Annotated in this window: 13 protein-coding genes; 3 read left to right on the forward strand and 10 right to left on the reverse strand. The window is 66.6% G+C overall.

Translation table 11 applies throughout. The features are described 5' to 3' along the window. The 6 genes from ACWELQ_RS23215 to ACWELQ_RS23240 all read right to left on the reverse strand — a co-directional run. Window positions 1-307: pyridoxal-phosphate dependent enzyme (locus ACWELQ_RS23215; RefSeq protein ID WP_452399155.1), on the reverse strand; the 307-nt coding region annotated here is incomplete at its 3' end. A 64-nt stretch (window positions 308-371) separates the two neighbouring features. After that, window positions 372-1,175 carry an SGNH/GDSL hydrolase family protein gene (locus ACWELQ_RS23220; protein WP_452399143.1) on the reverse strand — a complete coding sequence of 268 codons (804 nt, stop codon included), beginning with the start codon at window positions 1,173-1,175 and terminating at the stop codon, window positions 372-374. 98 nt (window positions 1,176-1,273) lie between these two features. Further along, a complete protein-coding gene (locus ACWELQ_RS23225; RefSeq protein WP_452399144.1) occupies window positions 1,274-1,690 on the reverse strand; it encodes a nuclear transport factor 2 family protein in 417 nt (138 codons plus the stop codon). Window positions 1,691-1,818: 128 nt separating this feature from the next. Then, window positions 1,819-3,579 carry an oleate hydratase gene (locus ACWELQ_RS23230; RefSeq protein ID WP_452399145.1) on the reverse strand — a complete coding sequence of 587 codons (1,761 nt, stop codon included), beginning with the start codon at window positions 3,577-3,579 and terminating at the stop codon, window positions 1,819-1,821. A gap of 52 nt (window positions 3,580-3,631) precedes the next feature. Beyond that, on the reverse strand, window positions 3,632-4,486 hold the full coding sequence (locus ACWELQ_RS23235; RefSeq protein WP_452399146.1) for a 3-hydroxyacyl-CoA dehydrogenase: 855 nt from the start codon (window positions 4,484-4,486) through the stop codon (window positions 3,632-3,634). After that, complete coding sequence (locus ACWELQ_RS23240) at window positions 4,483-5,142, reverse strand: TetR/AcrR family transcriptional regulator (protein WP_452399147.1); 660 nt, start codon at window positions 5,140-5,142, stop codon at window positions 4,483-4,485. Before ACWELQ_RS23240 ends, ACWELQ_RS23235 begins: the two co-directional genes overlap by 4 nt. Window positions 5,143-5,251: 109 nt before the next feature. Here ACWELQ_RS23240 and ACWELQ_RS23245 point away from each other — a divergent pair, with 109 nt between their 5' ends. After that, window positions 5,252-7,540 (forward strand): molybdopterin-dependent oxidoreductase, encoded by a 2,289-nt coding sequence (locus ACWELQ_RS23245; protein ID WP_452399148.1) that lies wholly within the window; start codon window positions 5,252-5,254, stop codon window positions 7,538-7,540. A gap of 9 nt (window positions 7,541-7,549) precedes the next feature. On the opposite strand, the gene ACWELQ_RS23250 is transcribed toward ACWELQ_RS23245, so the two are convergent. From ACWELQ_RS23250 to ACWELQ_RS23260, 3 genes are read right to left on the reverse strand one after another with little or no spacing between them, the layout of a single operon-like run. Next, a complete protein-coding gene (locus ACWELQ_RS23250; protein ID WP_452399149.1) occupies window positions 7,550-8,374 on the reverse strand; it encodes a helix-turn-helix domain-containing protein in 825 nt (274 codons plus the stop codon). Beyond that, window positions 8,371-8,910 (reverse strand): DUF6879 family protein, encoded by a 540-nt coding sequence (locus ACWELQ_RS23255; RefSeq protein ID WP_452399150.1) that lies wholly within the window; start codon window positions 8,908-8,910, stop codon window positions 8,371-8,373. Before ACWELQ_RS23255 ends, ACWELQ_RS23250 begins: the two co-directional genes overlap by 4 nt. 3 nt (window positions 8,911-8,913) lie before the next feature. Continuing rightward, window positions 8,914-9,174, reverse strand: a complete 261-nt coding sequence (locus ACWELQ_RS23260; RefSeq protein WP_452399151.1) for a hypothetical protein — start codon at window positions 9,172-9,174, stop codon at window positions 8,914-8,916. 232 nt (window positions 9,175-9,406) lie between these two features. Between ACWELQ_RS23260 and ACWELQ_RS23265 the strand changes: the two genes are divergently transcribed. Next, a complete protein-coding gene (locus ACWELQ_RS23265; RefSeq protein WP_452399152.1) occupies window positions 9,407-9,745 on the forward strand; it encodes a hypothetical protein in 339 nt (112 codons plus the stop codon). Here ACWELQ_RS23265 and ACWELQ_RS23270 read toward each other — a convergent pair. Then, a complete protein-coding gene (locus tag ACWELQ_RS23270; RefSeq protein ID WP_452399153.1) occupies window positions 9,742-10,605 on the reverse strand; it encodes a LysR family transcriptional regulator in 864 nt (287 codons plus the stop codon). The two genes, ACWELQ_RS23265 and ACWELQ_RS23270, sit on opposite strands and share 4 nt — an antisense overlap. A 92-nt stretch (window positions 10,606-10,697) precedes the next feature. On the opposite strand from ACWELQ_RS23270, the gene ACWELQ_RS23275 reads away from it, so the two are divergent. Then, window positions 10,698-11,589, forward strand: an 892-nt coding sequence (locus tag ACWELQ_RS23275; RefSeq protein ID WP_452399154.1) for an MFS transporter, incomplete at its 3' end; no start/stop codon positions are given.

Genomic DNA, 11,589 nt, shown 5'->3' on the forward strand with positions numbered 1-11,589 from the left:
GCTTCTCGGCGCTGAACGCGGTCGAGGTGACGATTCGCAATCGGTAACCCTTGGCCGCGCACACCAGCGCCAGCGCCGCGCCCGTGCTGCCGCCGGTGTATTCGACCACGGTGCCACCGGGTTTCAGCCGCCCGTCGTGCTCGGCCACCCGGATCACGGCCTGTGCCATGCGATCCTTCATGCTGCCGGTCGGATTCTGGCCCTCCGCCTTCACCAGGATCTCCGCGCAACCGTCCGGCACCACCCGGCGTAACCGCAGCAGCGGCGTATGGCCGATCGCCGCCAAGACATCGTCGCCGACGACCATGATCCGCACCGACCTTCCCGCCCCCCGCTGGGTCCAGGTCGATTGTCCGGCAGCGGAGGCGGTTTCAGTGCGAGATCGGGGGAGCTCCGGTGCAGTGGACCGGTAGGGGTTCCGGGCGTTTGGCGGCGCGATCGTCGCCGGAGGACAGGCCGCGCAGCCGCCGCATCACCCACGGGCCCAGAGCGACAGCGGCCCAGTGCAATTCGTCCGCCATCGTGCGCAGCACACCCTGCGCGGGCAGCGCGGGCAGCAGCGGGCGGGTCCAGGCGTCGTCCGCGCCGGGCAGGCGCAGCGCCTCCGCGACGGCGTCGGCGATGCGCTGATGGCCCAGCGGGCTGGCGTGCAAGCGGTCCGGGTTCCACATCCGCGGGTCGGAAACCACGGAGTGATTGCCGGTTTCGGCCACGATCACGCCATTGCGCCGGGCCGCGGCACGCAGGCGATCGTTGAGCAGCGCGATCCGGCCGCGAATCGGCCGGGCCAGCGGAATGGTGTTGCCGATGTCCGGGAAGGTCAGCGTCGCCACCACCGCGCCGGTGGCGGCGAAGGCGGCGAACATGGCCTCGACGTGCCCGGCGATCTCGTCGGCGTCGAAGTTCGGGCGCAGCAGGTCGTTCATCCCGGCCAGCACGGTGACCAGGTCGGGGCGCAACGTGAGCGCCGCGTCGAGCTGGTCGGTGCGGATCTGATGGGCCAGCTTGCCGCGCACGGCCAGATTGGCGTAGCGCAGTTCGGGATTGGTGACGGCGAGTCGTTCGGCCAGCCGGTCCGCCCATCCCCGCAGGCCGGTCAGGTCGTCGCCGTCGCCGACACCCTCGGTCTGGGAGTCGCCCACGGCGACATAGCGGGTGTACGTGCCATCGGTCATGGCGGATCGGCCTTTCGGTGACTGTTCGTGGATCATCCCAGGAAATCGGCGGCGGTGCGGACCCTGTCTGAGTCATTTCACCGGCCCGCCGCCTGGCGTCACGAACCCGCCGCCTCCCGTTCGATTTGCGCGACGGCCTCGCGCTGGATTTGCTCGAACTGTGCGGCCATCGCCTCCGCCAGCGCGTTGGCGCCGGACAGCGGACGCACCATCACCATGAACTCGTCGATCTTGCCGTCGGCGTCGAGGTGGATGAAGTCGCAGCCGGTGAGCTGCTTACCGGCGACGGTCGTCTCGAAGACCAGTGCGTGATCGGCGGCGTCCTCCGCGCCGATCTCCTTCACATAGCGGAAGTCCTCGAACACTCGCAGGACCCCGCGCAGGATCGCGGCGGTGATCGCCTTGCCCGGATACGGCTTGTGGGCGACAGGGCTGGTGAACACCACATTGTCGGCCAGCAGAGCCTCGATCGCCGCCTCGTCGCGGGCCTCGACGGCCTTCCGGAAGGGATGCATGCTTCCTCGATTCCATAGTCAATTAATTGACTATCCGAGTGTAGGTGAAGTCGGCGTCGAACGCGACGACGGCCCGGTCCACGGGGACCGGGCCGTCGTCTGCGGGGCTACTCGGAGATTCGGTGGGGCTACTTGGCGATGACGCCGTACTGGGCGAGCAACTCGCCGATCTCGTTGTTGCCCAGACGCTTGGCCACGCCGCGCCAGAGCAGTTCGGGGCCGGGGAGGTCGATCGGGTCGCCGTCGCGCAGCCGGGTCATGGCGGCCAGCAGGACGCGGATGTCGTAGGTGGAGGCGAAGACCTCCGGGACGCCGCGTTCGATGTCGAGGAGCTGGTAGGCGGCCTCCATGCCGGTGCGGACCGAGTACTCGGTGGTGAAGATGCAGTCGCGGCTGGTCTCGGCGAACTGGCCGATGAAGGCGAAGTTGACCGAACCTTCGGGGACCACCTGGGGGCGGTCACCGGCCTTGCGGGGCATGAAGAAGGCGGTCACGTAGGGCATCATGACCGGGACGGTCTTGGCGGCGGTGGCGGCCAGCTCCGGAATGTCGGCTTCCGGAACTCCCATGTGGTACAGCCACTCCTGGGTGATCTCCTCGCCGGTGCACTCCTGCATGGTCTTCTTCACGTAGTCGCCGGGCTTGTCGACGAACAGCGAATAGACCCACACCACGATCTGATCCTTGGGCTGCTGCTTGAAGTGCGGCTGGCGGTTGACCGTCCAGCTCATCAGCCAGCTGGAGTCCTTCACGGTGACGATGCCGCCGGTGACGACCTTGCCGCTGAACGGATCCCGCTTGCAGATCTTCTGAATGTATTCGGGGATGCGCTGATCCAGCGTGGTGACGGTGGCCGACTCCCATTTGGTCTCGGGGATATGGCCGCCGAAGACGTCGGGATTGCCGAAAGCCTTGTCCTTGGCCGCGATTCGCCGCCACAGATCCCAGGCCGGGGCGGGGCCCTCGTCCAGCTTGGCGGGGGTGTGGTGGTCGCCCTCGTCGGAGTTCTCGGTGAGCGACCCGATGGTCATCAGCAGCAGATCGTCCGGGCCGAGATCCACGCCGCCCTCGACGCCCTCCGACACCCAGTGAATCCTGGTGGCCTGCTTGCGATCCGCCTTCAGATCGAAGTCGACATCGGTGACCGTGGTATCGAACTTGAACACCACCCCCTGGTCCAGCAGCCAGCGGTACAGCGGCAGCACCAGCGACTCGTACTGGTTGTACTTGGTGAACTTCAGCGCCGAGAAGTCCGGTAGCCCGCCGATGTGATGCACGAACCGGTGTAGGTAGAGCTTCATCTCGAGCGCGCTGTGCCAGTCCTCGAAGGCGAACATGGTGCGCCAGTACATCCAGAAGTTGCTCTCGAAGAAGTCCTTGGAGAACACCTCGTTGATACGCTTGCCCTCCATCTCCTCCCGGGTGGCCAGGAAGATCTTGGTGATGTCCTTCTGCGCCTTGTCGTTCAGCGTGAACAGGTCCTTGGTCTGGGCGCTCTGGCCCCGGTTCACGGTGGCCCGCTCGAGGGAGAAGTTCGGGTCGTCCTTGTTGAGCCAGTAGAACTCGTCGAGCACGCTGCCCTCGACCTCGATGGAGGGGATGGTGCGGTAGAGATCCCACAGGCACTCGAAGTGGTTCTCCATCTCGCGCCCGCCGCGAATCACGAAGCCCTTCTTGGGTTCCTTGATGCCGTCCAGCGCGCCGCCGGGCAGCTTCAGCTCCTCCAGGATGGTGATCTTGTTACCGGGCAGCTGACCATCACGAATCAGGAAGGCCGCGCCGGAGAGCGAGGCGAGCCCCGACCCCACGAACCAGGCCGTCTTCCCGTCGACCCCCGCGGGCTTGCGCGGGCGGGCGAAGGCTTCGTAATTGCCATTGCTGTAGTACATGAGAACTCCTGTCCCAGAGGTTGGAAGTGCTTGCGCTGCCGCGGATCTCGAATCAGTACTTGTAGAACCCCTCTCCGGTGGCGATCCCGAGCTTGCCCTTGTCGATGTAATTGGTCTTGAGCCACTGCGCGATGCGCTGCGAGGTCTCGTCGCCGTTGACCATGATGTTGTAGGGCGTGGTGAGCCCGATGATGTCGAGGATGCGGAACGGTCCGGCCGGTGCGCCGGTGCCGATGGACCAGGTCTTGTCCACGTCCTCCGGGCTCGCGTAGCCGCCCTCGGCCAGGTTCATGGCCGCGTCCAGTAGCGGCACCAGCAGCGAGTTGAGGACGTAACCGGCCTTCTCCTTGTGCAATTCGATCGGCACCATGCCGATGGCCGTGGCGAAGTCCACCACCGCCTGGTATACCGCCGGATCGGTATCGGGGGTGCCCATCACCTCGGCGGTATTGAAGTGCCACACCTGATTCGCGAAGTGCAGCGCCAGGAACTTGTCCGGCCGGCCGGTGAAATCCTTGATGGCACTGGGCAGCAGGGTGGAGGAGTTGGTGGCGAAGATGGTGCGCTCGGGCGCGAGCTTGCCCAGCTTCTCGTAGGTCTCCTGCTTGATGCTGAGCACCTCCGGCACCGCCTCGATCACCAGGTCGGCATCGGAAACCGCCTGTGCCAGATCCGAAGTGAGCGCGATCCCCGCAGCCGTGGTCTCGGCCTTGCCGTCACCGCCGCCCTGTACCTGCTCGCGATAGACGACGGCGAGCTTGTCGAGGCGTTTGCGGGCCGCGGCCAGCGCCTCGTCGCTGATGTCGTAGGCGGTGACGTCGAATCCGCGGAACGCGGTCTGGAACGCGATCTGGGAACCGAGCACACCGGTTCCGAGCACGGTGACCTTGCGGATGGCGATGCTCATTGTTGTTGCCTCCCTGAGGATGTGAGATATCCGGTGATGATCTGATCGATCTGCGCACGCAGATCCGCCACGGCGTCGTGGCCGGGATGCGCCCCGGTGGCGGGCTGGACGAGGGCCAGGTGCACCACGGCGAAGATGCTGCGCCCGGCGATCCGGGCCTGTTGGGTGTCCTGCTCCGAATCGCCTGCGGTGCTGGACTTCTCGGCGCAGAGCCGCTCGGCGATCATGGCCTCCAGTCGTGCCACCAGGGCCAGTCCCTCGGAGCGGTACTTGTCGGTGGGCGCGCCGAAGAGCAGTTCGCGCTGATAGACGATGGTGTTCTCGGGGCGCTGTGCGGCCGCCCGCAGCAGCGGCGTCACCATGGCGAACACCGCCTCGGCGGGCTCGGTGCACGCCCGCGCCGCGACCGCGCCCTCCTCGAGGGCGGTGCGCAACTCCTCGTTGTAGACCATCAGCAGCAGTTCGCCCTTGGAGGCCGCGTAGCGGAACAGGGTGCCCGCCGCGATATCCGCGCGATCGGAGATCTGCTGGGTGGTGACGCCTTCGAATCCGTACTCGGCAAACAATGCCGCGGCGGCCTCGAAGATCCTGGACTGCTTGTCGAGCATGGTGCGTTGCCGCCGTCCGACATGCGCCGATCGGACCGTCGTGGCCATCGGACACCTCCAACCCGAAGGGGAAACTGAGTGGACTCATAAATGAGCGTACTCCTGGTTACCGATTCCGCAAGGTCATGATGTCACCGGACGCGAGTACGTTGGTCACATGGGCACGCATCTCACTCACTGGGGCGTTTTCGAGGCGGACAGCGACGGCGACCGATTGACCGCGGTGCGGCCCTGGCGCGGTGATCCGGAACCCATGCCGTTGATCGAGAATGTCGCCTCCGCGCAGCATCATCCGGCCCGCATCGCGCAACCGTATGTCCGAAAGGGCTGGCTGGAGAACGGCCCCGGGCCCGCGGCGCGTGGTGACGACGAGTTCGTGCCGGTGTCGTGGGAGACCGCGCTCGACCTGCTGGCCGGTGAATTGTCCAGGGTGTATAGGGATTTCGGTCCGTCCGCGGTGTACGGCGGCTCGTACGGGTGGGCCAGTGCTGGGCGGTTCCACCACGCGCAGAGCCAGGTGCATCGCTTCCTGAACTGCCTCGGCGGCTATGTCTCGCACCGCAACAGCTACAGCCTGGGTGCCTCGACGGTGCTGTTGCCGCACATCCTCGCCGATATGGGCACCATCATGTCGCGGGCCACGACGAAATCGGTGCTCGCCAAGCATTCGAAACTGGTCGTCTCCTTCGGCGGACTGTCACCGAAGAACGCGGCGGTCTCGCCGGGCGGGGTCTCGCGGCACAATGGCCGCGGCTGGATCCGGACGGCTCGGGAGAACGGGTGCCGATTCGTCACCGTCAGTCCGCTGCGCGACGATATTCCGAGCGAGGCGCAGGCCGAATGGATCGCGTCCAGGCCCGGCAGCGATACCGCGCTGATGCTGGCACTGGCGCAGGTACTGGATGCGGAAGGGTTGGCGGACAAGGCTTTCCTCGACCAATACACCGTCGGCTACGAGCGGTTCGCCGAGTATCTGCGCGGCGGCGAGGACGGTGTCGTCAAGGATCCGGAGTGGGCCGAGCCGATCACCGGCGTCGCTGCGGAACGGATTCGATCGCTGGCCCGGGAGATGGCGGCCACCAGGACGCTGGTGGCGGTGAGTTGGTCGTTGCAGCGTGCCCAGTTCGGCGAGCAACCGCTGTGGCTCGGCGTGGTGCTGGCGGCGATGCTGGGGCAGATCGGCTTGCCCGGCGGCGGATTCGGCCACGGATACGGTTCGGCCGCGAATGTCGGTCTGGCCGTGCGGCTCACCTCGCCGCCGAGGCTGCCGCAGGGCGTCAACGGGGTCGACGATTTCATCCCGGTCGCGCGCATCGCGGACATGCTGCTGAATCCCGGTGCGCCCTACGAGTACAACGGCGAGCACCGCACCTATCCGAATATTCGGCTGGTCTATTGGGCGGGCGGCAACCCGTTCCACCACCATCAGAATCTGGCCCGCCTGCGGACCGCGTTCGGCCGCCCGGACACCGTGGTGGTGCATGATCCGTTCTGGTCGGCGACCGCCCGGCACGCCGATATCGTGCTGCCCTCGACCATGACCATCGAGCGCGACGACTACGGCTCCGGCGAGGGCGATCGCTTCCTGTTCCCGATGCCCGCCCTGACCCGCCCGCACGGCGAGGCCCGCGACGATTACTGGATGTTCGGTGAACTGGCCGAAAGGCTGGGCTTCGGAAAGGAATTCACCGAGGGACGGACGGCCGGGGAGTGGCTGCGCCACCTCTACGACGAGTGGCGTGAGCGGTTGAGCGGCCGGGGCCACGAGATGCCCGACTTCGACACCTTCTGGAGCGGCGAATCCATCGACCTGCCGCTCGAGTCCGAGGAGCACATCGCCTTCGCCGACTTCCGCACCGATCCGGCCGCGCACCCGCTGCAAACGCCGAGCGGCCGCATCGAGATCTTCTCCGAGACCATCGCGGGCTTCGGCTACGACGACTGCCCAGGGCACCCGGTCTGGCTCGAACCCGACGAATGGCTCGGCAGTCCCCGCGCGGCCCGCTTCCCGATCCAATTGGTGGCCAACCAGCCTCGGACCAAACTGCACAGCCAACTGGACATTGGAGCGCACAGCCAATCCACCAAGATCTCCGGCCGCGAACCGGTCCGCCTGCATCCGGACGACGCCGCGGCCCGCGGCCTGAGCGAGGGTGACATCGTCCGCATCTTCAACGACCGCGGCAGTTGCCTGGCCGGACTGGTGCTCAGCGACGGCGTCCGCCCCGGCGTCGCCCAACTCTCCACCGGCGCCTGGTACGACCCCGATCCCGCCGACCCCTCTTTCTGCCGGCACGGCAACCCCAATGCCGTCACCGCCGACCGCGGCACCTCCCGCCTCAGCCAGGGTTGTACCGGTCAGCTCTCCCTGGTCGAAATCGAGCGCTACACAGGTGATCTCCCGCCCCTCACCGTCACCGGCCCGCCCCCGATCAGCGCTCCCTGAGATCGATCCTCACGACCGCAGTGCCGTCTCGATCAACGCGCGGGCGCGCGCACCGTAGGCGGCCTGCTTGTGCAGGGCGGCCCAGGCCTTCTCGTAGAAGTCGAGTTCGCGTGCTTGGGTGATGGTGAGTGCCGCGGAGATGGTCTCGACCATCGCCATCCGTCGATCGAGTAGTACGAAACACGTCGTGGTGTAGACGAATGGTGCGGTGCGGGGAACGATCCCGAGGCTCAGCCGGGGGAGTGCCATCACCTCGAGGAGGTGTTCCAGTTGGCCTGTCATGGTCGCGGTGTCGCCGACGCGCGTATAGAGAGTTTGCTCCGCGAGCAGGATGGTGATCTGTCGTTTGCCTTGGCGGAGAATCCGCTGCCGATCCAAGCGAGCCGACACCGCGCGGTCGATGTCGTCCAAGCCGCCGACGAACTCGATGCACGCCGTGAGGACCGCGCGTGCGTACGCCTCGGTTTGCAGCAATCCGGGGATGATCGTCGGTTCGTAGTTGCGGAAGGTCTGGGCCTGCGCCTCGATCTCGATCAGGCGACGCTGACCTTGGGAATGCCCCGCGGCCGCCAGGCGACGCCACTCCGCCCACAGCGCTTCGACATTGGACAGGGCCGCGCGAAGGTCGGGGAGCAACAGTCGCGCGTCGCACGTCTGACACCAGGCGACGAGGTCGGTGTCGCTCGGCATCTGGCGGCCGTGTTCGATTCGGGAGATTTTCGCGGAATGCCATCCGGTGCGGGCGGCCAACTCCACGCCGGAAAAGCCGGCGCCCTTGCGGATCTCCCGCAGACGAGCGCCGAAGGCTTGCCGTGCTTGCTCGACCCCTGTCACTCGCCCGGTGCGTACTCGTCGTGCGGGATCGCCATGCCCCACAGTTTGTCTCGGACTTCCCGGCACCGCGAGACGATCACCGGATCGGTGGTGACGGCGACCCCGGTGAAGTCACCATTGCTGCCGAAGAGGGTGAACGCGACGGTCACATCGTCGATCAGCCACCATTCGTCGGCGGTGTACTCGGTCTCGTCGACGGTGTGTCGCGGCAGCCAGCGGATTTCCTCTCCGTAGCGCTGGTTTCTTCCGGTGAGGGCGTGCAGGAATCGGACGTAGTCGGTGAGCGGTTCGGTGACGACGCGGACGCGGCGCATGGTGACCCCACGGCCGGTCACCTCGCTGATGAGGTCTTCCCAGGCACTCCAGGTCGGCGGGTAGTCGCCGTCCTCGAACGGCGGCAGTCCGGCCAGCACCCGGCGCAGGGGTGCGCTCTCGTCGGAGACGTCGGAGTGGTCGTCGGAGACCTCGAGGTGAAACGCGTCGTGTCGGGCGTGCCGGATGAGATCGTTGGTCTCGGAAGCCTTGAGGTGGAGCATGTTTCACCAGTTCCAGCGACTCTTGGCGATGGGGGCCTCGACGGCCGTCTCGTGTTCGGGGATGTTCATCTGCCGCAGTGCCTCCGTGTCGGCGACGGGTGTGCCGGTGACGGTGAACGCCCCCCGTCCGGAATCATGCAGCCGCACACCGAGATACGTTCCGGGTCTCAACCATCGCAGGAGCATCTGGGGAATCTCGACCTGGTTGTCGTGGCCGGGGACGCGGTAACCCTGAACGATGTACAGCTGCCGTTCGTCGTCCACCCAGAGTCTAGGTGATCCGCTGTTCTGGGTCGGTCCGCCCAGGAGTTGAACAGGCATGACAGAACCTCGATCTCAGTCGTAGGTATGCACCTTCAATTCAGGATACGACCAGGTCAAAGCCGGGTACAAAAAGTTGCCGCGCAAAATACTGCAAAATCGTTGTTCACGATCGCCGCGGTTCCTAGGTTCGTCCTACGGCATAGGAGACGAACTTCGGAGGGAGGAGCGGGCGATGAAGTTCAGGCCAACGGCTGTCGGATACGTGCGCAGTGATATCTCGGGCGCACGGCAGGCGTGGGATGAGGAGCAGATCCGCAGTCTGGCAAGGCGATTGGGCTATGACTTCGCGAAGATGGTCGTGGTGGACGGTCGCTCGGGTCGATCCCCGCTCGCGCCGTTGAAGGCTGCGGTCACGCGTCTGGACGCCGAGGCGGTGGTCGTGCCGACCGCCGATCATTTCGACAGTGAGGCGGCGCTGACCGATCTGGTCAGAGCCGCGGACGTCATCACCGTGAACCCTGAAAACACCTATGCCCGTTGGGTGATACCCCCGATGCCCAACGGCGCCTAGTCGACGGTGAGGGCTTCGATGACGGTGCGCGCGGCATTGGAGGGGGTGCGATCGGCGGCGTGGCCGATGCAGAGTTTCCAGGGGAGGGGGCGGGGTGCGAATTCGGCGTAGGGGACTTCCGGGGACAGCAGGGCTACCGAGCGGGGGATCAGGGCTACGCCGAAGTTCTTGGCGGCCAGCTCCACCGCGAAGGCTTGGTCGGCTACCTCGATGACCGGGTCACGGGTGGGGAAGAGCTCGTCGCAGATGGCGCGGATGCCCCAGCCGGGCGGGTAGTCGATGAAGCGGGCGCCGGACAGGTCGGCGGGGCGGAAGGGCTTGCCCGCCAAAGGATGTTCGGGGGCGGTGCACAGGACCAGGGTTTCGGCGGTGATCAGGTGGGTGGTGATGCCGGGGAACTGGTCGGTGCGGCCTGCCAGCAGGGCGAGTTCGAGAGAGTTGTCGCGCAGGCCCGCCAGGTTGCCCGCCATGCCGGAGATGCTCTGGCGCATGCGCAGGGTGACGTCCGGGAAGCGTTGGCGCAGTGCGGCGATGCTGCCCGCGAGATCGAAATTGTGGATGTTCATCAGGTTTCCGATGACCACTTCGCCGCGGATCTCGCCGCGGGCGGCCTCGATGGCATCGACGATATCGCCGCGGGCGCGCAGCAGGGAGCGGGCGGGGGCGACCATGGCCCGGCCCGCCTCGGTGAGTTCCAGGGTGCGCGGCGTGCGGTCGAACAGGCGCGTGCCGAGCTCGTGTTCGAGTTTGGCGACGCTGGTGGAGACGGCCGACTGCACCAGGTTCAGGGCGCGGGCGGCGGCCGTGAAGGACCGGTGGTCGCAGCAGGCCAGGAAGCATTCGATCTGACGCAACTCCATGGTGGGCAGCCTACCTGTGCCATCGACATAGGAGATGGCAGCATCAAAATGTATCGCTTCTGTTGATCGATCCGAGCGTTCACGATGATGTGGTGACTGTTTCGATGACCCGTAGCGCCGAGGAGACTCGGTCCGAGGTCGGCACCGCGTTGAGCCGGACCACCGTGCTCGTCTTCGCCATCACCGCCGGTTCGTCCGCGGCCGGCAACTACTACTTGCAGCCGCTGCTGCACCAGGTCTCCGGCGACCTGAACATTTCCACCGCGACCGCCGCGCTGCTGGTCAGCGCCGCCCAGATCGGCTATCTGTGCGGCCTGGCCTTCCTGGTCCCGCTGGGTGATTTCCTGCGCCGCCACCGCATGGTCCCGGCGCTGCTGACGGCTTCGGTGGCGGCCCTGGTGGTTTCGGCCTGCGCCCCCAACTTCGCCGTGCTGTTCGCCGGTGTCGTCGCCACGGGCGTGACCGCCTCGGCCGCGCAGGTGGTGGTCCCGTGGGCCTCGGCCCTGGCCCACCCCGAGCGGCGCGGCCAGGTGGTCGGCACGGTGATGAGCGGTCTGCTGCTGGGCATCCTGCTCTCCCGCGTGCTGGCCGGGGCGGTCGCGCAACTGGGCGGCTGGCGCACGGTGCTGCTGGTGGCGGCCGGTCTGCAGGTGGTGATGGCGATCAGCCTCTACCTGCTCGCCCCCGCCACCCCGCGCGCCGCGTCGGGCGAGAGCTACCCGCAGGTGCTGGCCTCGATCCTCACCTTGATCCGTCGGCACCCGGTGCTGCGCCATCGCATGGCGCTGGGATTCCTTGTGATGGCCAGTTTCTCGCTGGTCTGGACCGCCATCGCGTTCCTGCTGGCCGGATCGCACGGAAGCTCCTACCACTACTCGGAATTCGTCATCGGCCGCCACGCCAACCCCGCGCAGCGCAGGGCGTTCGAGGACTACACCGGCGAATACCAGGTACCGCGCCCGAGCACGACTCTCGTGGTCGCGA

Source organism: Nocardia sp. NPDC004722 (assembly GCF_053601505.1).

What these genes read in the sequence shown, in the direction of transcription:
- ACWELQ_RS23270 (WP_452399153.1), bottom strand. Translation starts at nt 10,605, where the DNA reads ATGGAGTTGCGTCAGATCGAATGCTTCCTGGCCTGCTGCGACCACCGG.
- ACWELQ_RS23220 (WP_452399143.1), bottom strand. Translation starts at nt 1,175, where the DNA reads ATGACCGATGGCACGTACACCCGCTATGTCGCCGTGGGCGACTCCCAG.
- ACWELQ_RS23265 (WP_452399152.1), top strand. Translation starts at nt 9,407, where the DNA reads ATGAAGTTCAGGCCAACGGCTGTCGGATACGTGCGCAGTGATATCTCG.
- ACWELQ_RS23225 (WP_452399144.1), bottom strand. Translation starts at nt 1,690, where the DNA reads ATGCATCCCTTCCGGAAGGCCGTCGAGGCCCGCGACGAGGCGGCGATC.
- ACWELQ_RS23255 (WP_452399150.1), bottom strand. Translation starts at nt 8,910, where the DNA reads ATGCTCCACCTCAAGGCTTCCGAGACCAACGATCTCATCCGGCACGCC.
- ACWELQ_RS23245 (WP_452399148.1), top strand. Translation starts at nt 5,252, where the DNA reads ATGGGCACGCATCTCACTCACTGGGGCGTTTTCGAGGCGGACAGCGAC.
- ACWELQ_RS23230 (WP_452399145.1), bottom strand. Translation starts at nt 3,579, where the DNA reads ATGTACTACAGCAATGGCAATTACGAAGCCTTCGCCCGCCCGCGCAAG.
- ACWELQ_RS23235 (WP_452399146.1), bottom strand. Translation starts at nt 4,486, where the DNA reads ATGAGCATCGCCATCCGCAAGGTCACCGTGCTCGGAACCGGTGTGCTC.
- ACWELQ_RS23240 (WP_452399147.1), bottom strand. Translation starts at nt 5,142, where the DNA reads ATGGCCACGACGGTCCGATCGGCGCATGTCGGACGGCGGCAACGCACC.